Annotated in this window: 20 protein-coding genes; 16 read left to right on the top strand and 4 right to left on the bottom strand. The window is 66.3% G+C overall.

What is annotated here, in order from left to right; all coding sequences use genetic code 11:
• Positions 1 to 18: 18 nt before the first annotated feature.
• From Q1U94_RS00490 to tkt, 3 genes are all read left to right on the top strand, one after another.
• Positions 19 to 1,152: an AGE family epimerase/isomerase gene (locus Q1U94_RS00490; RefSeq protein WP_300540781.1), complete on the top strand. Its 1,134-nt coding sequence runs from the start codon at positions 19 to 21 to the stop codon at positions 1,150 to 1,152.
• 76 nt (positions 1,153 to 1,228) lie between these two features.
• The gene (pgi, locus tag Q1U94_RS00485) at positions 1,229 to 2,782 is read left to right on the top strand and encodes a glucose-6-phosphate isomerase (RefSeq protein WP_300540779.1); all 1,554 of its coding nucleotides are present in this window, start codon (positions 1,229 to 1,231) and stop codon (positions 2,780 to 2,782) included.
• A gap of 51 nt (positions 2,783 to 2,833) precedes the next feature.
• A complete protein-coding gene (tkt, locus tag Q1U94_RS00480) occupies positions 2,834 to 4,816 on the top strand; it encodes a transketolase (protein WP_300540776.1) in 1,983 nt (660 codons plus the stop codon).
• 13 nt (positions 4,817 to 4,829) lie between these two features.
• Here tkt and Q1U94_RS00475 read toward each other — a convergent pair whose 3' ends face one another.
• The 4 genes from Q1U94_RS00475 to Q1U94_RS00460 form a co-directional block, all read right to left on the bottom strand.
• A complete protein-coding gene (locus Q1U94_RS00475; protein ID WP_300540773.1) occupies positions 4,830 to 5,999 on the bottom strand; it encodes an SMP-30/gluconolactonase/LRE family protein in 1,170 nt (389 codons plus the stop codon).
• A 147-nt stretch (positions 6,000 to 6,146) separates the two neighbouring features.
• Positions 6,147 to 7,334 carry a cupin domain-containing protein gene (locus tag Q1U94_RS00470; RefSeq protein WP_300540770.1) on the bottom strand — a complete coding sequence of 396 codons (1,188 nt, stop codon included), beginning with the start codon at positions 7,332 to 7,334 and terminating at the stop codon, positions 6,147 to 6,149.
• A gap of 133 nt (positions 7,335 to 7,467) precedes the next feature.
• A complete protein-coding gene (locus Q1U94_RS00465) occupies positions 7,468 to 8,082 on the bottom strand; it encodes a hypothetical protein (protein ID WP_300540767.1) in 615 nt (204 codons plus the stop codon).
• Between the two features lie 22 nt (positions 8,083 to 8,104).
• Positions 8,105 to 8,614: a hypothetical protein gene (locus tag Q1U94_RS00460; protein ID WP_300540764.1), complete on the bottom strand. Its 510-nt coding sequence runs from the start codon at positions 8,612 to 8,614 to the stop codon at positions 8,105 to 8,107.
• A gap of 329 nt (positions 8,615 to 8,943) precedes the next feature.
• Here Q1U94_RS00460 and ruvC point away from each other — a divergent pair, with 329 nt between their 5' ends.
• From ruvC to ftsH, 13 genes are all read left to right on the top strand, one after another.
• Entirely contained in the window at positions 8,944 to 9,444 is a 501-nt protein-coding gene (ruvC, locus tag Q1U94_RS00455; RefSeq protein ID WP_300540761.1) for a crossover junction endodeoxyribonuclease RuvC, read from the top strand.
• On the top strand, positions 9,441 to 10,085 hold the full coding sequence (gene ruvA / locus Q1U94_RS00450; RefSeq protein ID WP_300540758.1) for a Holliday junction branch migration protein RuvA: 645 nt from the start codon (positions 9,441 to 9,443) through the stop codon (positions 10,083 to 10,085). Before ruvC ends, ruvA begins: the two co-directional genes overlap by 4 nt.
• 58 nt (positions 10,086 to 10,143) lie before the next feature.
• Entirely contained in the window at positions 10,144 to 11,196 is a 1,053-nt protein-coding gene (gene ruvB / locus Q1U94_RS00445) for a Holliday junction branch migration DNA helicase RuvB (RefSeq protein WP_300540755.1), read from the top strand.
• A 2-nt stretch (positions 11,197 to 11,198) separates the two neighbouring features.
• Positions 11,199 to 11,657 (top strand): tol-pal system-associated acyl-CoA thioesterase, encoded by a 459-nt coding sequence (gene ybgC / locus Q1U94_RS00440; protein WP_300540752.1) that lies wholly within the window; start codon positions 11,199 to 11,201, stop codon positions 11,655 to 11,657.
• A 91-nt stretch (positions 11,658 to 11,748) separates the two neighbouring features.
• Positions 11,749 to 12,417 carry a nuclear transport factor 2 family protein gene (locus Q1U94_RS00435; RefSeq protein WP_300540749.1) on the top strand — a complete coding sequence of 223 codons (669 nt, stop codon included), beginning with the start codon at positions 11,749 to 11,751 and terminating at the stop codon, positions 12,415 to 12,417.
• 169 nt (positions 12,418 to 12,586) lie between these two features.
• Positions 12,587 to 13,255 (top strand): protein TolQ, encoded by a 669-nt coding sequence (tolQ, locus tag Q1U94_RS00430; RefSeq protein ID WP_300540747.1) that lies wholly within the window; start codon positions 12,587 to 12,589, stop codon positions 13,253 to 13,255.
• A gap of 3 nt (positions 13,256 to 13,258) precedes the next feature.
• Entirely contained in the window at positions 13,259 to 13,696 is a 438-nt protein-coding gene (gene tolR, locus Q1U94_RS00425) for a protein TolR (protein ID WP_300540744.1), read from the top strand.
• An 11-nt stretch (positions 13,697 to 13,707) separates the two neighbouring features.
• On the top strand, positions 13,708 to 14,538 hold the full coding sequence (locus tag Q1U94_RS00420; RefSeq protein ID WP_300540741.1) for a cell envelope integrity protein TolA: 831 nt from the start codon (positions 13,708 to 13,710) through the stop codon (positions 14,536 to 14,538).
• A gap of 22 nt (positions 14,539 to 14,560) precedes the next feature.
• Complete coding sequence (gene tolB / locus Q1U94_RS00415) at positions 14,561 to 15,916, top strand: Tol-Pal system beta propeller repeat protein TolB (RefSeq protein ID WP_300540738.1); 1,356 nt, start codon at positions 14,561 to 14,563, stop codon at positions 15,914 to 15,916.
• A gap of 132 nt (positions 15,917 to 16,048) precedes the next feature.
• Positions 16,049 to 16,573: a peptidoglycan-associated lipoprotein Pal gene (gene pal, locus Q1U94_RS00410; protein ID WP_300540735.1), complete on the top strand. Its 525-nt coding sequence runs from the start codon at positions 16,049 to 16,051 to the stop codon at positions 16,571 to 16,573.
• Between the two features lie 123 nt (positions 16,574 to 16,696).
• Entirely contained in the window at positions 16,697 to 17,575 is an 879-nt protein-coding gene (gene ybgF, locus Q1U94_RS00405) for a tol-pal system protein YbgF (protein ID WP_300540732.1), read from the top strand.
• Positions 17,576 to 17,577: 2 nt separating this feature from the next.
• On the top strand, positions 17,578 to 18,894 hold the full coding sequence (tilS, locus tag Q1U94_RS00400; protein ID WP_300540729.1) for a tRNA lysidine(34) synthetase TilS: 1,317 nt from the start codon (positions 17,578 to 17,580) through the stop codon (positions 18,892 to 18,894).
• A gap of 102 nt (positions 18,895 to 18,996) precedes the next feature.
• On the top strand, positions 18,997 to 20,919 hold the full coding sequence (gene ftsH / locus Q1U94_RS00395) for an ATP-dependent zinc metalloprotease FtsH (RefSeq protein WP_300540726.1): 1,923 nt from the start codon (positions 18,997 to 18,999) through the stop codon (positions 20,917 to 20,919).
• Positions 20,920 to 21,077: the final 158 nt, after the last annotated feature.

Raw genomic sequence — 21,077 nt, 5'->3', positions numbered from 1 at the left:
TCATCACGGGGGGACGACGTGGCCGAGATACGCCGATTGCTGGAATGGGGACGTCATCAGGCTCTGCCCTTCTGGTCGGACCACAGCTGGGACGAGCGCGGCGGCGGCTTCTACGAAACCCTCGACCTGCAGGGCGCGGGTGTTCGCGGCGATGTCCGCCGGGTGAGGGTTCAGGCACGCCAGGCCTATGTTTTCGCGCGATGTGCGCATGAGGGATGGCTCGACCGCCTCGATCTGGCAACCGGCGGCCTGGACCGGCTTTACAAACTCGCCTGGAATGTCGGCGGCGAACCGGGCTGGGTGCATACACTCAATGACGACGGTTCGGTGCGCGATACGCGCCGGGATCTTTACGACCAGGCCTTTGTCATTCTGGCCTGCGCCTGGGTCTACAAGGCGACCGGCGAGACGCGCTATCGCGACATGGCCTACGACACGCTGGCCTTTCTGGACGATCACATGGCCGACCCCCGGGGCGGCTATGTGGAAGCCATCGGCGCAGACCTGCTGCCGCGGCGGCAGAATCCCCACATGCACCTGTTCGAGGCCCTGCTGGCCCTTTACGAGGTTGCCGGCGATGAAGGGTTGCGCCCGCGGCTCGACGCCATCCGGACGCTGTTCGACAGGCATTTCTACGACAGCGGACATGGGGTCCTGCGCGAGTTCTTCCGCGCCGACTGGGTTCCGCACGGGGAAAAGGGCCATATCGTCGAACCGGGTCATCTGTGCGAGTGGGTCTGGTTGCTGGCCGAATACAGCCGGTTGACCGGAGCGCCGGCCGCCCCGGCCGGTGTTGTCCTGTTCGCGCAGGCCATGACCTCCGGCGTGAATACACGCACGGGCTTGCTGATGGCCCGCATGACACCGTCGGGCGAGGCTCTGGACGCGGGGTCGCGCACCTGGATGCAGACCGAGTGGGTTCGCGCCGCGGCGGTCGAGGCGGTTCGTGGCAGTGCTTGCGGCGAGAAGGCCCTGAAGTCGGCCTGTGCGGCGCTCTACCGGCATCATCTGGAGCCGGCGGTCCCCGGCGGCTGGATCGATGCGGTGGCGGAAGACGGGAGCGGTGTATCGTCGGACATGCCGGCCAGCACGCTCTATCATGTGCTTGGCTGTCTGCTCGAACTGGATGCGCTGGGGACCCGGGAGCACTGATCGGATGCTGACCATATTGTCTTATGGGAGCGCTACCATTACCCTCGTCGCAACACGGCATGAATAGGACAATCCAGTGCTCACTCCCGACCTGCTTCAACACGCCGATCGCCTGAAGGGCGAGACCCTTCGCGCTCTTGCCGACGCGGCCGGCGACCGGGCGAACCGTATGATCCGGCGCGCCGCCGGCGTGGAATTCGACGCGACCAAGCAACGCCTCGATACGGTGACGCTGGATGCATTGATCGATGCCGCGCGAAAGGCCGGCCTCGAGGAGAAGCGCGAAAAGCTGCTTTCGGGCGGGATTGTCAATCCCACGGAAGGCCGCCCGGCGCTGCACATGGCGTACCGGCAGGGCGCACGGATCTCCGGTTCGCAGGAGGCCGAACTCGTCGAGCGGACGCAGGCGCAGACCCGCGCCTTTGCCGAGCAGGTTCGCAGCGGGGCCTACGCGCCCTCGGGCAAGCCGATCGAACGCGTGGTGAATATCGGTATTGGCGGATCCGATCTGGGGCCGCGCCTGATTGCCGATGCCCTGGCCGATCACACAGGTTCGGGGCCGCAGATGCGATTTGTTGCCAGCCTGGATCCCAGCGATCTCCAGCACGCGGTGGCGGGCGCGGACCCGGAAACCGTCCTCTTCATCGTCGCATCGAAATCCTTTTCCACGCAGGAAACCCTGATGTCCGGCGAGGCCGCACGCGACTGGCTGGCCGGCAAGATCGGCCCGGAACGGGCGGGTGCCCATTTTGCAGCGGCCTCGGCGGCGCCGGACAAGGCGCGCGCCTTCGGTATCGACCCGGACAGGGTGTTCGATTTCCCCGATTGGGTGGGCGGGCGCTATTCAGTCTGGTCGGCGGTTGGTCTGGCACTGGAGATCGGGCAGGGCCCGGACCTGTTCGCCGATTTCCGGGCGGGCGCGCGCGACATGGATTCCCACTTTGCCGTTGCTCCGCTGGAAGACAATCTCCCGGTCCTCAAGGGTCTCGTCGATGTCTGGAACCGCGCGGCCCTGGGCTATCCAAGCCGCTGCGTGGCCGCCTATTCGGCCCGGCTGGGCAAGCTGGCCGACTATTTCCAGCAGCTGGAGATGGAATCGCTTGGAAAGTCCGTGACCATTGCCGGGCATCCGGGGCCGACGCCGGGCGGTGCGCTCGTCTGGGGCGGGTCCGGAACGGAAATCCAGCACTCCTTCTTCCAATGGCTGCATCAGGGCAAGGATGTCGTGCCTGTCGACTTCATCGGCATCGCCCGGCATTTCGCCAGCGACAATCCGCGCGAACGGGCGCTGGCGGCGAACATGGCCGCACAGGGGGCCGCCCTGCTGGACGGCCGCCGGATCGATCCGGCGGTAGAGCCGGCGCTGGCTTCGCACAAGTCGATGCCCGGCGGGCGGCCTTCGGCGACCATCCTGCTCGACGATTTGACGCCGCGCACACTTGGTGCGCTTATCGCGTTGCAAGAGCACAAGGTTTTCGTCGAGAGCGTGATGTACGACATCAATCCGTTCGACCAATGGGGCGTTGAGCTGGGAAAAGTTCTGACCAAGGGGATTTTGGACGGCGACATATCCGAGTATGACGCGTCGACGAAAGCCTTGCTGGCCCGTACCGGTCTGATCGGAGACTGATCTCCGACGAGCGCCGGGGCCGCCAATCGGCAGAGCGCAGGAGATCGCCGGATGAAAGCTTCGAACGGAACGCCGCTGACGGATATGGCGAATGCCATCCGTGCCCTGTCCATGGATGCCGTGCAGGCCGCCAATTCCGGCCACCCCGGCATGCCCATGGGCATGGCCGACGTTGCCACGGTTCTCTGGTCCCGCCACCTGAAATTCGATCCGGCCGCTCCCGCCTGGGCCGATCGCGATCGTTTCGTGCTGTCGGCCGGCCACGGTTCGATGCTGCTCTATTCGCTGCTCCATCTGACCGGTTTCGAAGACATGACGCTGGATCAGATCAAGCGGTTCCGCCAGCTTGGCTCGATCACGGCCGGCCATCCCGAATACGGGCACACCCCGGGGGTCGAAGCGACCACCGGACCGCTGGGGCAGGGCATCTCCATGGCGGTCGGCATGGCACTTGCCGAGCGCATGCTGAACGCGCGCTTCGGCGACGAACTGGTCGATCATCGTACCTGGGTAATCGCGTCGGACGGCGACCTGCAGGAAGGTGTCAGCCATGAGGCGATATCCCTGGCGGGCCATCTGGGGCTCAACCGGCTGTGCGTGCTCTGGGACGACAACGAGATTTCCATCGACGGCCCGACCGAACTGTCGGAATCGACCGATGTTCTGAAACGCTTCGAGGCGGCCGGCTGGGCGGTGTCCCGCATCGACGGTCACGACCTGGCAGCCATCGATGCCGCGATCGAGGCTGCGAAAACCTCGGACCAGCCGGTGCTGATCGCCTGCAAGACCACCATCGGCTACGGCGCTCCGACCAAGGCCGGCAAGGCTTCCAGCCATGGCGCGCCGCTGGGCGATGAGGAAATCGCCGGAGCCCGCAAGGCGCTGAGCTGGGAACACGGACCGTTCGAGATTCCCGACCCGGTCGTGGAAGCCTGGCGCACGGCCGGCGCGCCGGACGAACACGTGGCCTGGACCGAACGCCTGGCCGCCTCTGACAAGGCCGATGCTTTCGTGGCACAGCTGTCGGGCGAGCCGGGGCAGGGCGAGCTGACGGCGCTGGAAGCCTGGCGTCAGAAAGTGGCCGAGGACAAGCCCGCCCTGGCAACCCGTGCCGCCTCGGGCAAGGCGCTTGAGGCCATCATTGGCGAGTGGCCGGCCCTGGCTGGCGGCTCCGCGGACCTGGCCGGCTCCAATCTGACCAAAACGCCGGATGTCGGTGTAGTGAAGGCGGGCGATTATGCCGGCCAGTATATCCATTTCGGTGTGCGCGAGCATGGCATGGCGGCCTGCGCCAACGGTATGTCGCTGCATGGCGGGTTCCGGCCGCATGTTGCGACCTTCCTGGTCTTCGCCGACTATTGCCGCCCCTCGATCCGCCTTTCGGCCCTGATGGGCCAGCCAGTCGTCTATGTGATGACACACGACTCCATCGGCCTGGGCGAGGACGGTCCCACGCATCAGCCGGTCGAGACCCTGGCCTCGCTGCGCGCGATGCCGAACGTCGAGGTGATCCGCCCGGCGGACGCGCTGGAGACGGCGGAGGCATGGGAAATGGCGCTGAAACGCCTGGAGGGACCCACCATCCTGGCCCTGTCGCGCCAGAAGGTGCCGCATTTGCGCGACGATAACGGCCGCGACAACCGCTCCGAGCGAGGCGCCTACATTCTGGCCGATACCGACCGGACACCGGATGTCGTGCTGATCGGGACGGGTACGGAAACCGCTCTGGCGGTGGACGCTGCAGCCGCGCTGAAGGCGGAGGGGATCGAGGCGCGCGTCGTCTCGGCGCCCTGCCTGGAACGCTTCCAGGCCCAGGACGCGGCCTATCGCGCCCAGGTCGTGCCGGCCGGCATTCCGTGCGTGGCGGTGGAAGCGGCCCTGCGTTTTGGCTGGGACGGGATCATTGGCCGCGAGGGTGCCTTTGTCGGCATGACAGGCTTCGGCGCCAGCGCTCCGGCCGAGGCGCTCTATGACCATTTCGGCATCACCGCGAAGGCAGTCGCCGATGCCGCGCGAGGCCTGCTGAAGTCCTAGGGCGTTTGTCGCTTTAGCGATGTTCCGACAGGAGCGGGGCGGACGGTCCCGTATCCGGCTGCTGTCCGGACGGGGCCGGCAGGTCGGGCAGGGCGAGGCGACCGATAACGCCGCAATCGGTTGAGCCGAGCCAGATCGACCCGCCCGCCGTAATATCCACGTTGGAGAGCAGGCATAGCCGACCGTCAGGGTCGTGCAGGGTGTCGAGCGGGGCACCGGTTGCCTCGTCCATGACGAGCACGAAACCCTGAGCAGGTCCGCCGGACGGTCGCATCCAGCCGGGAAGTTTGGCGATCAGCCGCGCAAGCGGCGGATTGCGGTGCAGCGTCCGCATCAGCGGGATGCGGCGTGTGGACATTGCGACGAACAGGCGGCCCTGGCCGTCGGAGTCGATGCCGTCGGGCAGGCCGGGCAGGTTGTCGGCGAGGATGTCGATATTGCCGGCATTGGGACCATCGATCCAGAGCCTGAGAATGCGATACCGGAACGACTCGGCAATGAAGAGTGACCGGCCGTCTGACGCCAACTCCATTCCGTTGGGATAGTATAGCCGGTCCCGAACGAGGCGGGACTGATGCAGTTCGGGGTCCCAGGCATAGATGGCCCCGCTCGGCCTGTTCTCCAGCAGATCGTAGATATAGCCCGGATTGTTCGCGGAATGACCCCAGCGCGTCGAGGAATCGGTGAAATAGATCGTTCCGTCAGGTGCCGCTGCGAGATCGTTGATGTAGCCGTAGGAATGGGCCGGCACGCCTGTACTGACGAGACGGTGGTGCCCGGTATCCAGATCGAGAGTGTACAGTCCGGAGACGGCGGCGATGCCCAGCACCCCCGGCCGGACCCAGTCGAGCCCGAGTATCCGCGTGTCGGTGATCTGCGCGACATCCTCCAGCATCGGCGCGCCGTCCGGTGCGCCGGCGGCCAGGCGCTGGATGCGCCCGTCCGGCGTGCCGAAATAGACCGTTCCGTCCTCGCCGGTGGCAATTCCCTCGGCGGTGCCGGCCGGCCCGGCCGGATAGAGGGCCGCTTCGCGCAGGGCCGCGTCCGGTGCCAGCGGGCCCGTCATGGCCGGCGGCTCCGGCTCGTCCCAGTAGGCGGGGCTGACCGGCGCCGGCCACATGACCCAGAGGGCGCCGAAGATGGCGACGAATCCCAGTGCAATGGTGATCGTTCTCACGCGCATACCGTTTCGCAAATCTGTTCGTGCAAAAGAAATCGCGGCCCGGAACGTCCGGACCGCCGACGCGAGGCGCATGTAGTCTTTTGTCTATACAAACCGCAAGGGTCCGCCGGGTACTGAATTATAACCAGGCGGTAACCATGCCGGCGCTCAGCTGGCCGGAACGATCAGCCCGAAGGCGTGCAGCCGGCCCAGCGTGTCACGCGCCGCGCCTTCGTCCATCTCCTTGAAAGTCTCCAGGGAGATGGTTTCGCCGTCGAGCAGGACGTGCAGACCCGGCTCGGCGGCTGCAGGAAAGCGGACCTCACCGCCCGCCGTCACCAGCACGATATCGTCTCCGTCGCCTGCCAGGCGCCAGGGTACGAAGCGGCGGAGGGTGAATCGTGCGCCCTGTGCGGCCGGGTCCGCATAGCCCGTGATCGTGCCACGCGTATCGGGCATGCGCGAGCGGATGAAAGTGTCGGCGAACAGGTCCATCGACGAATCGAGATCCGCATCCCGTGCGAGCGCTTCGATCAGGGATTTGAAATAGGCCCGGGCGCCGCTGCGGTCGAAATCGGGACTGGCAAAGCCCGGTGGCAGCGAGCGCCGGAAGGCTGAATGACGCAGCGCCACCTCCGACACGGCCTCGAGCATCAGGTCGGCCCAGGTCTTCACGATCAGGCCAAGCGTGATGTGGAGCGAGGGTTCCTCGCCGCGTGTCGAGGCATCGTGCATCAGCCCGCGGGGAACATAGGCGCATTCCCCGGCCTTGAGCACGAATTCCTCCACCGGGTCGCCGACTTTGTGGTCTTCCGGCTTGAAGCCTTCCCCGCGATAGGGATTTTCCACCGGCGTGTCGTAAAGGCGCCAGTACTTTTCGCCGGACACCTGCATGACGAACACGTCGTGGTCGTCGTAATGGGTGCGAAAGCCCTGATTGTGCGGCGGTGTGAGGTAGATATTCGTCTGCACCTGGCAGGAGAACAGCGCCTCCATGGCGCGGCAGAACTCGCCGAGTACGGGATCCGACATGTGCAGCTGGGGCAGGATGATGGTGGCGCCCTGCCGGTATTGTTCCGCCACGCCGCCCCGGTCGATGTGACCGGTCTCGAAAATGAAATCCTCCTGCCGGACTGGCGGATCGGATCGCGCCATGTCCAGCTGGCCGGCGCGCAGGTCCAGGCTGGTCACGATCTCGTCAATGCGCTGGATCGACAGGAGGTCGCCGTAGCGCTCCGGATCGTCGCGGTGCGCCACCAGCGCGGTCTGTTCGTGATAGTCGCGAAAGAATGTGCCGGCATCGACCGGATCGAGAAGACAGCGGATCGGATCGGTCAGCCAGAGCGGATCGGTCATTCGGGCAGGTCCCAGATTTGGTGTCCGCAGGCGCCCGCATGCGGCGGCGGCGCGGAAAAATTGTCCCGGTGTTGACGGGAAAGGGCCGGACCTGCGACCGGTGTCACAAGGCCCGGCCGCATGTCATCGGCGTCTAGCAATGACGGCCATTGCCGGCGGGGTCGGCATAGCTGCCGGTATCGCTGTCGGTACAGTTGCCCCGGCGCCCGCCACGGCCACCGCCGACGGGATCGTAGGGATCGCTGTCGGTGATGCCGCCGCCGCGATTGCCGCCGCGTCCATTGCCGACCGGATCGGCGTAGCGGCCGCTGTCATTGTCGGTGATGCCGGAGCGATAGCCGCCGCCGCGCCCGCGGCCGACGGGGTCTGCATAGCTGCCCGTATCGTTGTCGGTGATGCCCGAACTGCCGCGCCCGCGCCCTGGCGGATCGGCATAGGTGCCGGTATCGCTGTCGGTAACGCCGCCGCCGCGGCCCCGTCCCACCGGGTCGGCATACTGTCCGGTATCGCGGTCGGTGATGCCGCCGCCGCGCCCATTGCCGGGCGGGTCGGCATAGCGGCCTGAATCGCTGTCGGTGATACCGGTATTGTAACCGCCCCGTCCGCCGCCGACCGGATCATAGGGATCGCTGTCGGTATAGCCCGTCGAGGCGCATCCGGTCACGGTGCCCGCGGCCCCGGTGGTCAGGGCCGCGCCGGCGACCCGGGTCAGGAAGGAGCGGCGGGAGAGCTTTCCGCGCTTTGCCATGGTTCAGTCCTTTGCCGCCGGATCAGTAGCCGGGACGGCCACGGCCGGCCGGGTCGGAACACCCGCCGGTATCACTGTCGGTCGTTCCGCTGCGCACGGGCCCGCGCCCGCGTCCGCCCGGATCGGCGCAACTGCCGCTGTCACTGTCGGTATAGCTTGAGCTGCCGCGGCCATTGCCGGCCGGGTCTGCATAGCTGCCCGTGTCGCTGTCGGTGATACCGCTGGTGCGTCCGCCGCGGCCATTACCGGCCGGGTCTGCATAGGCGCCTGTATCGCTGTCGGTGACACCGCTACTGCCGCCGCCGCGGCCATAGCCCGCACGGTCGGCATTGGCGCCGCCATCGCTGTCGGTTACACCCGTACGGCCATAGCCTGCGCGGTCGGCATAGTTGCCGGTGTCGCTATCGGTGTGGCCGGTATAATTCTGTGCCTGAGCGGTCCCGGTGACCACGGACGCCGCGCCTGTCGCGACAGCCGTTCCGGCCACCCGCGTCAGGAATGAGCGCCGGCTCAGCTTCCCCTTCTTCGCCATGTCTTGCTCCCATGGATGGCGAGTATCCTCCCCAGGAAACCGCCCGCGTCCCTCATGGCGCGGCAAACAGCCCGTTCGGGCCAGTCTGCATTGCCGCACCCCGGTAATTTACGCGCGTGCGTTGAGCCCGGTCAAACAATACCAGGAATAATAATAGCGACGGTATTCAATGTGTTAGAAGGTTTATTGAAACTGCTTCTCAGTATACTTGCGTCTGACATTCAGTCTCATGTGTTTCTGCGGCTCATTCGCATTGCAAGGGCGCATTGCGTTCACGACTTGTTCCGGGTCGGGGCTTGATGATAAGTCTGGAGCAAACAGGGGGCGTCATGTCGGCAGCGGTCAGAATTCTTGGCATCGATCCGGGCCTTCGCCGGATGGGATGGGGCGTGATCCGGGCGGAGGGCACGCGGCTCGGAGCGGTCGCACACGGTGTCGTCGCTCCGCCCGCCGATGCGCCGATGGCTGTGCGCCTGGACTACATTTTCCAGGCGGTGACCGATCTGGTTGCGGAACATGCTCCCGACGAAGCGGCGATCGAGGAGGCCTTCATGGCGGCGAATGCGTCGTCGGCGCTCAAACTTGGACATGCCCGGGCCGCGGCCCTGCTTGCGCCGGCGCGGGCCGGACTGCCGGTCGCGGAGTATGCGGCGCGCCTGGTGAAGAAGAGCGTCGTCGGCACCGGAGGGGCAGAAAAGGACCAGGTGGCCGCAATGGTCGGCGTCCTGCTGCCCGGCACCAAGGCCAGGGCGGACGCCGCCGATGCGCTGGCGGTTGCCATTTGTCACGCCCATCACCGCAGGTCCGCCCGCATCGGGAGCGCGGCATGATCGGCCTGCTCAAGGGGATCGTGGAAGCCGTGGGGGCAGACGAAGTGGTGCTCGACGTCAACGGGGTGGGCTATCTCGTCGGCGCCGGCTCGCGCACCCTGGCCCGGCTCGAACCCGGCCAGTCCGTCACATTGCACATCGAAACCCATGTGCGCGAAGACGCCTTCAAACTCTATGGCTTCCTGGACGACATCGAGCGTGCCTGGTTCGTGCATCTGCAAAATGTCCAGGGCGTGGGGGCCAAGGCCGCCTTTGCCATTCTCGACACCAGCCCGGTCGGCGAAATCGCCAATGCGGCGGCGCTCGGCGACAAGGCGACGTTCGCCCGCGCCAAGGGTGTGGGTCCCAAACTGGCAACGCGCATCGCCACCGAATTGAAAGACAAGGCACCGCCGCAGGGCCGCAGTTTCTCGATCGGCCTGCCGGTGCATGCCGTGACCGGCGACGGTGGCACCCCGCCGCCGGCGCCGGCCGCCGCTGTCAATGGCGGTGCGCGCGACGACGCCGTCTCCGCATTGATCAATCTGGGCTATCACGAAAGCCTGGCCCGCCAGGCCGTGGCAACCGTGTTGCGCGAAACGGGAGACGAGGCCGCGCTGAACGAGGTTATCCGGCTGTCCCTGAAGGAGCTCGCGCCGTGATGGCTGTGCCCCGCGCGGCTTCCGGAGCGGAGCGGATCAGTCTAGACCCGTTGTCGTCATGACAGACCTCACCGATACATCCGGCGACGACCGTCTGGTCGATCGCGATCTCCAGGCCGGCGACGGGCGGGACCGCGCCTTGCGGCCGGAGAGCTTCTCGGACTTCGTCGGGCAGAAGGCGGCGATCGCCAACCTTAAGGTCTTCGTGGAGGCCGCGCGCCGGCGTGAGGAGGCGCTGGACCATGTCCTCCTGTCCGGCCCGCCGGGACTGGGCAAGACGACCCTGGCCCAGATCGTGGCGCGGGAGATGGGGGTGGGCTTTCGCGCAACATCGGGGCCGGTGATCGCCAAGGCCGGCGATCTCGCCGCCATCCTGACCAATCTGGAACCGCGCGATGTCCTGTTCATCGACGAGATCCACCGGCTCGCCCCGGCAGTCGAGGAAATCCTCTATCCGGCGATGGAGGATTTCTGCCTCGACCTGGTGATCGGCGAGGGGCCGTCGGCGCGGACGGTGCGGATCGAGCTGCCGCCTTTCACTCTCGTTGGCGCGACCACGCGGGCCGGGCTTCTGGCGACGCCCCTCCGCGACCGTTTCGGTGTGCCCGTGCGGCTGGAATTCTACGACGAGGCCGAACTCGGTTTCATCGTCACGCGTGCAGCCGCGAAGTTCGGCATTGATGCCACGCCCGATGGCGCCCGCGAGATTGCCCGCCGGGCACGCGGCACGCCGCGCGTTGCCGGCCGGCTGTTGCGCCGTGTGCGCGATTTTGCCGAAGCCGAGGATGCCGCCGAAATATCCGCCGCGGTTGCCGACCGGGCGCTTAAACGGCTCGAAGTCGATACGCTGGGGCTGGACAGCCTCGACCGTCGCTATCTCAAGGCCCTGACAGAGAGTTTCGGTGGCGGGCCGGTCGGCGTGGAGACCCTGGCGGCGGCCCTGGCCGAGGCTCGCGACGCGCTGGAGGATGTGGTCGAACCCTTCCTCATCCAGCAGGGCTTCATCCAGCGCACCCCGCGCGGCCGCCTCGCGGCACCGCGGGCCTGGGAGCATCTCGGCCTGACCCCGCCACAGGCGGGCGGCGGTCAGAACGGCTTGTTCGGGAAGTAGTCATGGCTGCAAGGATGACACCTGCGGCCGGCGCGTTCGGCGACGACCGGATCCACCGCCTGCCCGTGCGGGTCTATTACGAAGATACGGACTTTTCCGGCATCGTCTATCATGCCCGATATCTGCACTTTCTAGAGCGTGGCCGTACCGAAAGCCTGCGCGCGCTGGGCATCCACCATTCCGAGCTCGCCGCGCAGGCGACACCCCTGGCATTTGCCGTCCGGCGCATGAATATCGAGTTCGAGCGCGCTGCGCGGGTCGATGATGTCCTGATCGTCGAGACTTTCTATCGGCCGCAAAAGGGCGCGCGTCTGATGATCGGCCAGCGGATCTGCCGGGCCGGCGAGACGATCGCAACAGCCGATGTTGAAGCCGTTTGCATTGACGGCGCGGGCCGGGCGAAACGGCCGCCGCGTGAGATGGCGGCCCGCTGGGCCGGGTATGTGATATCCGGAGACTGAGGCGTTCCGGCGGTGCTGCGATTGCTGCAGAACCGTCACTTGCCGATATTCCGGGACAGCGTTACCCCTGAAGTTGAAAGGGGGTTCAGCTGTGGACGAAATCCGCCATTCCCGTCGTCCGGACGATGTGAATGCCCCGGCAGAGCCGGAGCGGCCTCCCAATTTCGACTTCTCCGTCACCCGTGTGCTCCAGGACGGTGACGCCATGTTCGTCAAGGCGGTGCACGAGCCGGACGGATCGGCGGCCTCCTGGCTGACCATGAGTCTTATCTGTGCTGATTCGAACGGTCTGATGTCGGTGCGCCGGCAGATCTCGGCGCGCTATCTTCAGCAGGATTGCCTGTGCTCGTCCCTCGCGGCCTGCTCCCTACCCAACGGATCGCGTGAAGAAACCGCCGGGAGCAAAGCTGTCGTGCAGCAGTTCATCGACGAGGTGGTTCGCGGCCAGCAGCTGAAAAATCTGGACGATTTCATCGATCGCAGCGTTTTCGTGTCCCATACGCCGGGCGGCTGCAGTCATCCGGATCGTCTGGCACAGCTGGTTGCCCGCCGCCGTCCGCGGCCCGGATTGCGCTATCACGGCGTTGACGACTTGGTCGGGGAGGGCAGATTTGTTGCCCTGTTCTCCTGCTTCGACACCGAGGGCGTCCACTTTCGCGCCTGCGACCTGTTCCGCCTGGCCGGCGGCCGGATCGTGGAGCACTGGGATGTCGTGGAACAGGTCTCCGCCCATACCGTTGCACACAATGACGAGACTTGATCGCGCGGCAGAAGTGTTATCAGCTCCCGAAATTCGCCTTAATCGCTGTGCATAGCGCCTGGGGACGATGCCGGGTGGGGGTTCGGGCATCGGGCTTGCATGGTATCAGGCCGGAAGTAGTCACACGGTTCGCTGCCGGTAGGCGGGCCGGAGCCAGAGGGTAGGGTTCATGGAATCGAGTGTCGTCGACATCGCGCAGGCGGTTGAGGGCTTTTCCTTTTATGCGCTCTTCATGCGTGCCGATTGGGTCGTGAAGATCGTTATGGGCATTCTCGCCTTCATGTCGGTCTGGTCCTGGGCGGTTGCCATCGACAAGGCGTTTCAGCTGCGCGGTCTGCATGCCAAGGCCCGCCATTTCGAACGTGAATTCTGGTCCGGGCGGTCGCTGGACGCCCTGGCCGACCAGTTCGGCAAGACGCCGAAGGACCCGTTCACCCGCGTCTTCGCCGCCGGACTGCGCGAATGGGAGGGCGAGAATGCGGGCAGCCGGGTATCGAAGGCCGCCGGCGCGGAAGCCGGGCGCGAGATGACGAATTGCGAGGGCGGCCTGGGCATTCTGGCAACCATTGCTTCGGCGGCGCCCTTCGTCGGCCTGTTCGGCACGGTGTGGGGGATAATGAATTCCTTCCGCGCCATCGCCGCCTCTCAGGACACCAATCTGGCCGTCGTTGCCCCGGGTATTGCCGAGGCGCTGTTCGCGACCGCGCTGGGCCTCCTGGCTGCCATCCCGGCGGTGATTTTCTTCAATGCGCTGTCGGCCAATCTGGCCAAATACGGCGCCAAGCTGGACGGTTTCGTCGACGAGCTGTCGGCCTTGGCCGACCGGGATGCGCTCTAGGCCATGGCTGTTTCGCTCGACAACAACGGCGGATCGGGTCGCGGACGCGCCCGCTGGAAGCCCAAGGCGGAGATCAATGTCACGCCCTTCGTCGACGTGATGCTGGTATTGCTGATCGTGTTCATGATCACAGCGCCCCTGCTCACTGTCGGGGTCGAGGTGGAATTGCCGCAGACCGAGGCGCAGAACCTGCCGGCTGACCAGGAACCGCTGACCATCACAATTACCGCCGATGGCCGGATCTACCTCCAGGAAACTGTCGTCGGCCGCGACGAACTCGTGCCCCGGCTGACGGCGATTGCCGGCACGGGCTATGATGCCCGCATCTTCATCCGGGCCGATGATGGAGCGGCCTATGGCGAGGTGGCGCGCGTGATGGCGCGCATCAATGCCGCGGGCTTTTCCAATCTGGGCCTGGTGACGGACCCGATCGAGCGTTAGCGAGGTCGCCCGTGCGAGGTGTTGTCCTTTCCCTTCTCGTCCACGCCGGAATCCTGGCGGCGGGACTGGTGTATCTGCCGCGCGCCGCCCAGGTGTTCGAGGACACGCCCATCGTTCCGGTCGAACTGGTGACGGTCGCCGAGCGCACCAATGTCCGTGCAGCCGCGCCGGAGCCCGAGCCGGAACCCGAGGAGGCAGTCGAGGACACCGTCGAGGACGAGATCGAGACGCCTGAGCCGCAACCCGAGCCCGAACCGGAACCGGCCCGGGCGGAGCCAGAACCCATAGATCCCGAACCGGAGCCCGAACCCGAGCCTGCTGAAACGCAACCGGAACCGGTCGAGGAGGCGCCCGAACCGGAGCCGGCCCGCGAAACTCCGCCGGTGCGACCGGAACAGCGGCGCGACACAACACCCTCTCTTGAGGACATGCTCGGCAATATAGAACGCCAGGTCGCAGAGGTCCGCCGCGAAACCGGAACGCCCGACGAGGGCGAACGCCGCCGTTCGGCCGGCGCCGGTGACGCGATGACGGCAACGTTGCAGGACCTGATTCAGAGCCATCTCGCCCGCTGCTGGCGGAATTCGCTGGATGCGCCCGATCCGGACGAACTGGCTGTGGAAGTGGTGTTCAGCCTCAACCGCAATGGCGAACTGGCCGGACCGCCGCGCCTGGTGGACCAGGCGCGGGTACTGAATTCGCCCAACCCCTATTTGCGCGTTGCGGGGGAACGGGCCTTGCGCGCGGCGACCCAATGCGCTCCCTATCCGCTGCCGCCCGAATATTATTCGCAATGGCGTCAAATTACGGTCAACTTCGCGCCGTCCTTATACAGCCGCTGATCCTTCATCCGGAGCCTGCCGCATGACCCGTCTTCTCGCCCTTGCCGCCGCCCTTGTTGCCAGCCTTGTCTTCACCGGGCTGTCCATGGCCCAGGAACCGCTGCGCGTCGATGTAACCCGCGGCAATCTGGATCCGCTTCCGATCGCTCTGCCCGACTTTGCCGGGGAGAGCGAGGAAGCCCTCTCGCGAGGCTCGGACATCACCCGGGTGGTGACCAACGATCTGGCCTCCTCCGGCCTGTTCGCCCCGATCGATCCGGCGGCCTATATCGAGGATATCGAGAATATCGATCTGCGCCCGCGCTTTTCAGACTGGCGCGTGATCGATGCGTCGGCCCTGCTGGTCGGCTCGGTGACAATCCAGGACGACGGCCGTCTCGTGGTGGCCTTCCGGCTGTGGGATACGCGGCTGGAGGAACAATTGCTGGGCCTGCAATACCGCACTGCACCGGAAAACTGGCGCCGCGTGGCGCACAAGGTGGCCGATGCCGTCTATCAGCGTCTGACCGGTGAGGAGGGTTATTTCAACACCCGCATCGTCTACGTCGCCGAGGGTCGTGGCATCGAGGGCGAACCGCTGCGCCAGCTGGCAATCATGGACCAGGACGGGGCCAACCCCTCATTCCTGACGGACCGGTCCTACATGGCGCTCCTGCCGAACTATTCGCCGAACTCCCAGGAGATCACCTATGTCTCCTTCCTCGAGGGGCAGGCGACGACCTATCTCTACGATCTGGAGACCGGGCGCCAGGAAGCCCTGTTCAGCTCGGCGATGCGCAGTGCCGGTCTCGATCCGGACGGGCAGAGCCTGTCGGCACGGTTCTCGCCGGACGGTGAGTCGCTTGCAGTTTCGGTGGAGACGCGCTCCGGTCACGACATCCATCTCTATGACCTGCGCACCCGCTCGCTGGACCGGCTGACCCAGCATCCGGCCGACGATGTGGAACCCTCCTTCTCGCCGGATGGCGAGCGGATCGTCTTTTCCTCTTCGCGCGGCGGCGGATCGCAGCTCTACACCATGAACCGCGACGGTTCGGACGTGCAGCGCATCACTTTCGGCAATGGCCGCTACACCACGCCTGTCTGGTCGCCTCGCGGCGATTTGATCGCCTTCACGAAACAGTCCGGCGGCACATTCTCGCTCGGCGTGGTCAGGGCGGACGGTTCGGGCATCGAACGCATTCTTTTTGAAGGCTATTTCGTGGATACGCCGGCCTGGTCGCCGAACGGCCGTGTCTTGCTGTTCACACGCGGGGAACCGCGCACGGACGGTACGCGTTACGAGATCTGGAGTGTTGATCTGGCAGGTTTCAATCTTAGGCGGCTGGCGACGGGCGGCATGGCGTCCGATCCCGCGTGGTCGCCCTTGATCGAGTAGAGGATTTCTGCGTAACGTTCGTGGCGATATGCGGCGCCATTGGGGGGGTCGCGTTTTCAGTTGCGTCACGCGAGTCGTGATCGAGAGTATGCCATTGGTCATCACGGCCTGGCTGCATGAGGGTGTAACATCATGAATATCAAACTGTTTGCCATTGCGGCGCTGGGCGCCTTCGCGACGGCTTGCGCGTCAACGCCGCCGGCCGACGACCCGGAGCCGATTGAACCGCCGCGTTCGGCCGAGCCGGTCGATCGTGGCCCGAGTGAGCCGGCCGGACCGACGCCGGGTTCGACCGAGCATTTTGTCCAGACGGCAGGCGACCGTGTCTTCTTCGGCCTCGATCGTCACGATCTGACCAATGAAGCCCGTGAAACGCTGCGCCGCCAGGCGGCCTGGCTGGCCAGCTATTCGGACGCCCGCATCCTCGTCGCCGGCAATTGCGACGAACGCGGTACGCGCGAATACAACCTGGCCCTGGGCGCCCGTCGTGCGAATGCGGCCCGCGACTATCTGATCAGCCAGGGTGTCGATCCCTCGCGGATTTCCACCGTGTCCTACGGCAAGGAGCGTCCGACCTGCACGCAGTCGAACGAGCAGTGCTGGGCGATCAACCGCAATGCGACGACGTCGATCGTCGGCAGCGGCTACACCAACTAGCGGGCATCTGCCTCGCTGACAGCAAAACGCCCGTGGCGGTTCCGTCACGGGCGTTTTCGCTGGGCTTGCGGTCTTCGGGGCCGCCGCCGTAATTTTGCCGCGCTCGTTTGTAAGGTGCGCATCATGATCAAAGCTCTCAGTGTAACCGTCCTGACCGCGGCCTTCGTGCTGACGGTTCCCGCCCACGCCCAGTCGCGCCGTGAGCTGGCCGAACGCATCGACGCCGCCGAGGTGCGCATCGGCGAGCTGGAAGACCAGTTCATGGCCGGCGATCCCGTGGCCGAGGCGCTGATGCGCCGGATCGACGAGATGGAATACCAGCTGCGCGAACTGACCGGGGAAACCGAACGGCTGAACTACGAGAACCGGCAATTGCGCCAGCAGGTCGAGGCGCTGGAAGCGCAACTTGCTCCGCCGCAACCGCAGGAGACGCCGCTGGACGATGAGGCAGTGGCCTGGATGCGGGATGGTCTGGACGAGGTCGACGGTTCGCGGATCGCCATTGTCGACCCGAATGATCCCCACGCCGAGGCCCGTGCCGCTGCGACCGGTGTGCTCGGAGCACCGAACGGCATGCGGGCTGCCGAGGCCGGCGAGATGGCGCCGGCAGTCGAGGCGGATCCGGCGGGCCTGTTCGACCAGGCGCACGCCAAGCTGCTGGACGGCGATTTCGGCGGTGCCCAGGTCGGTTTCGAGACCTTCGTGAACGAGCACCCCGATCATGCCCGTGCCGGCGAAGCCTGGTACTGGCTGGGCGAAACCTTCTTCGTGCGGTCGGATTTCGCCGAGGCCGCCGACGCCTATATCGCATCGCTGCGCAGCCGTCCGGACGGCGAAAAGGCGCCAGACGCCCTGGTGCGCCTGGCGGCGTCGCTCAACGGGATGGGCCGGCAGGCCGATGCCTGCGCCACGCTCGACCGTTTTTCCGGTCAGTTCCCGAATGCACCGGCCGCCTCGCGGGCCCGGGCCAACCGGGAATCCCTGCGCGCCGGCTGCCGGTAGGCGTGCGCGCGTCGATTCCCGAACGCGTCCACGACTGGCTTGACCGGCACGCCGCGCCCGAAGGCGGGCTGGCACTCGCCTGTTCCGGCGGCAGCGATTCTCACGCGCTCTTGTTGATGGCCTCAGCCTGGGCGCGCTCCCGGGGGCGGTCCCTGCACGTTTTCACAGTCGATCACGGCCTTCGCCCCGAAGCGCGCGCGGAGGCACGGAGCGTGGCCGGGCGGGCTGCAGAACTGGGTCATGCGGGCGAAGTCCTCTCCTGGACCGGTCCGAAACCGGACAGCGGCGTGCAGGCGGCCGCCCGCGATGCCCGCCACCGGCTTCTGGCCGCGGCGTGCCGCAAGGCCGGGCTGGCCGATCTGATGCTCGCCCACACGCAGGACGACCAGACGGAAACCGTCTGGATGCGGCTGGCGGCCGGCGGCGGCTGGCGCGGATGTGCCGGCATGGCGCCGGCGGGCCCGTCTCCGGTCTGGCCCGGGGGGCGCGGGCTGCGCCTCTTGAGGCCATTGCTGGAGACCTCGCGCGCCGATCTGCGCAACTGGCTGCGCGAGCGGGGTGAGGACTGGGTCGAGGATCCGTCCAACTCCGATCGCCGCCATGCCCGCATCCGTATTCGCGAAGCCATGGGCGGATATCGTGCGGCAGGGTTCGACCCGTCCCGGTTTGCCCGTCTGGCCCGGGAAATCCGTCATCTCGTCGAGGCCGAGGGGCGGGCGGCCCTGAACCTGGCCCGCGGAACGGTTGTCGTTCACGGCTGGGGCGGGGCCGAGCTGGACGCGCCGGCACTGCAGGCCGCGCGGCCGGCGATCCGGCGGCGCCTGCTCGAGGCGCTGATGCTGGCGGTGTCGGGACAGGAGCGCCTGCCCGGCGCGCACGCGATCGACCGTATCGAGGGCGCCCTGTCCGGCAGGCGCACGGCTACGGCCGGGGGTGTGCTGCTGACGGCGTCCGGCGGAACGGCGTGGCTTGTGCGCGACCCCGGCGCCGTGCTGGGCCGGGTCGACCGGCCGGCACCCCCGGCGCTGGCTGGCGACGTCTGGGATGGCCGGTTCGCCATCGCGCCCTTGCCCGACGGTTGGCATGCGGAACCGCTGGGCCGGTCATATGACGGCCTCGATTGCCGGGCTATACTGGATGGTGTGCCCGGGATCGCCCGCTCCGGACTTCTGGCGCTGCGCCGGAAGGGGGAGATTGCCGCCCTGCCGGGCCTGACGGATGCGGATCGCAGCGAAGTAACAATCACGCCGCTGCTGGAGCACAGATTTTGCACCCGGCTGGTACCGGGCGGTGCGCCGCCATGGTTTGATACGAAATGACGCAGCGCCGCGGCGGCGGATACTGTAGGCTGTTCTGGCAATGCAACGGCACAATGCCCATATCCGGTCGATAATGACCGCCTGTTTGAACGGAATGAACGCATGCAAATGAGAAATCTCGCGATCTGGGCCCTGGTCCTTGTGCTGTTGCTGGCCCTGTTCCAGCTGCTGCAGAATTCGTCGCAGACGGCACCGTCGGCCAGCGAGGTGACCTATTCGCAATTTCTCGCCCGCGTCGAGCGCAATGAGATTTCCCAGGTGACGATCCGCGGCGACGAGGTGCGTGCGCAGAGCGGGACCGGCCAGACCATCGTGGCCACGTTGCCGCCCCAGGACAACGAGACCGTCCGCCTGCTGCGCGAGGCCGGTGTCGATATCCGCGTCGAGGAAGAGGCCCAGGAGGGCAACTTCCTTGTCACGATGCTGCTGAACTGGTTCCCCTTCCTGCTGCTGATCGGCGTGTGGATCTTCTTCATGCGCCAGATGCAGGGCGGCGGGCGCGGCGGCGCCATGGGCTTCGGCAAGTCCAAGGCGCGGCTTCTGACCGAACATCACGGCCGCAAGACCTTCGACGACGTCGCTGGCGTCGACGAGGCCAAGGAAGAATTGCAGGAAGTCGTCGAGTATCTGAAAGACCCGTCGAAATTCCAGCGCCTGGGCGGCAAGATCCCCAAGGGTGCGCTGCTGGTCGGCCCTCCGGGCACCGGTAAGACGCTGCTGGCCCGTGCCGTGGCCGGCGAGGCGAATGTGCCCTTCTTCACCATTTCCGGCTCTGACTTCGTGGAAATGTTCGTCGGTGTCGGTGCGTCCCGCGTACGCGACATGTTCGAACAGGCCAAGAAGAACGCGCCCTGCATCATCTTCATCGACGAGATCGATGCGGTGGGCCGCTCGCGCGGTGCCGGCCTGGGCGGCGGCAATGACGAGCGCGAACAGACGCTGAATCAGCTGCTGGTCGAGATGGACGGGTTCGAGGCCAATGAGGGCATCATCCTGATCGCCGCGACCAACCGTCCGGACGTGCTGGACCCGGCGCTGCTGCGTCCCGGCCGCTTCGACCGCCAGGTCGTGGTGCCCAATCCGGATATCATCGGCCGCGAGAAGATCCTGAAGGTTCACATGCGCGATGTGCCGCTGGGCTCGGATGTCGATCCCAAGGTGATCGCACGCGGTACGCCGGGCTTCTCCGGTGCCGATCTCGCCAATCTTGTCAACGAGGCCGCCCTCCTGGCGGCGCGGCGCAACAAGCGCCTGGTGTCGATGCCGGAATTCGAGGACGCCAAGGACAAGGTCATGATGGGGCCGGAGCGCCGCTCCATGGTCATGACCGAGAAGGAAAAACAGCTCACCGCCTATCACGAGGCCGGTCACGCCATGGTGGCGCTGAACATGCCGTCGACCGATCCGGTGCACAAGGCGACCATCATTCCGCGCGGCCGTGCGCTGGGCATGGTCATGCAGCTGCCCGAGGGCGACAAGATGTCGATGACGCGCGAGGAGATGACCTCGCGTCTGGCCGTGATGATGGGCGGCCGCGTGGCGGAAGAGCTGAAATTCGGCCGCGAGAAGGTCACCTCCGGCGCCGCTTCGGACATCCAGCAGGCCACCCGCCTGGCCCGCGCCATGGTGACCAGCTGGGGCCTCAGCGACGAACTGGGCACGATCGACTATGCCGACGACCAGGGCGAGGTTTTCCTGGGCCAGCAATTGGTGCAGTCGCGTTCGATCTCGCCGGAAACCTCGCGCAAGATCGAGGCCGAGGTGAAGAAGCTGGTCGATCAGGGTCTGGCCGATGCCAAGCGCATCCTGACCGAAAAGCAAAAGGATTGGGAAACGCTCGCCGAGGGCCTCCTAGAATACGAGACCCTGACGGGTGCGGAAATCACCGACCTGCTCAACGGCAAGCCGCCGCAGCGCCCCGAAGAGGACGACACCCCGCCGCCCACAGCGCCGGCCAGTGCCGTGCCGACGACCGACGCGGAGGAAGAGGGGCCGGAAACCGGGCCGGAACCGCAGGGGGCTTAGGCGCTTGCGTGCCAGAAGATCAGAAACCCCGGGCCGCTGGTCCGGGGTTTTTTGGTGGGGCGAGGGTGCTGTCCCGGAGTGTCGCGATCGTCGCGGCCGCCCGGTGCAGGTGCACCACAAGGGATTGGCTGTTCGACCCCGCAGGTCGCCGACCGTCC

The sequence above is a fragment of the Maricaulis sp. genome (genome assembly GCF_030149515.1).
Classification (GTDB): Bacteria; Pseudomonadota; Alphaproteobacteria; order Caulobacterales; family Maricaulaceae; genus Maricaulis.
Note: the sequence above shows the minus strand (reverse complement) of the source record. Positions and strands in the feature narration are given on the sequence as shown.

Excerpts from the sequence above, each read along its gene's own strand:
- tkt (WP_300540776.1), top strand. The coding sequence starts at position 2,834 with ATGAAAGCTTCGAACGGAACGCCGCTGACGGATATGGCGAATGCCATC.
- Q1U94_RS00475 (WP_300540773.1), bottom strand. The coding sequence starts at position 5,999 with ATGCGCGTGAGAACGATCACCATTGCACTGGGATTCGTCGCCATCTTC.
- Q1U94_RS00470 (WP_300540770.1), bottom strand. The coding sequence starts at position 7,334 with ATGACCGATCCGCTCTGGCTGACCGATCCGATCCGCTGTCTTCTCGAT.
- Q1U94_RS00465 (WP_300540767.1), bottom strand. The coding sequence starts at position 8,082 with ATGGCAAAGCGCGGAAAGCTCTCCCGCCGCTCCTTCCTGACCCGGGTC.
- Q1U94_RS00460 (WP_300540764.1), bottom strand. The coding sequence starts at position 8,614 with ATGGCGAAGAAGGGGAAGCTGAGCCGGCGCTCATTCCTGACGCGGGTG.
- ruvC (WP_300540761.1), top strand. The coding sequence starts at position 8,944 with ATGTCGGCAGCGGTCAGAATTCTTGGCATCGATCCGGGCCTTCGCCGG.
- ruvA (WP_300540758.1), top strand. The coding sequence starts at position 9,441 with ATGATCGGCCTGCTCAAGGGGATCGTGGAAGCCGTGGGGGCAGACGAA.
- ruvB (WP_300540755.1), top strand. The coding sequence starts at position 10,144 with ATGACAGACCTCACCGATACATCCGGCGACGACCGTCTGGTCGATCGC.
- ybgC (WP_300540752.1), top strand. The coding sequence starts at position 11,199 with ATGGCTGCAAGGATGACACCTGCGGCCGGCGCGTTCGGCGACGACCGG.
- tolQ (WP_300540747.1), top strand. The coding sequence starts at position 12,587 with ATGGAATCGAGTGTCGTCGACATCGCGCAGGCGGTTGAGGGCTTTTCC.
- tolR (WP_300540744.1), top strand. The coding sequence starts at position 13,259 with ATGGCTGTTTCGCTCGACAACAACGGCGGATCGGGTCGCGGACGCGCC.
- tolB (WP_300540738.1), top strand. The coding sequence starts at position 14,561 with ATGACCCGTCTTCTCGCCCTTGCCGCCGCCCTTGTTGCCAGCCTTGTC.
- pal (WP_300540735.1), top strand. The coding sequence starts at position 16,049 with ATGAATATCAAACTGTTTGCCATTGCGGCGCTGGGCGCCTTCGCGACG.
- ybgF (WP_300540732.1), top strand. The coding sequence starts at position 16,697 with ATGATCAAAGCTCTCAGTGTAACCGTCCTGACCGCGGCCTTCGTGCTG.
- ftsH (WP_300540726.1), top strand. The coding sequence starts at position 18,997 with ATGCAAATGAGAAATCTCGCGATCTGGGCCCTGGTCCTTGTGCTGTTG.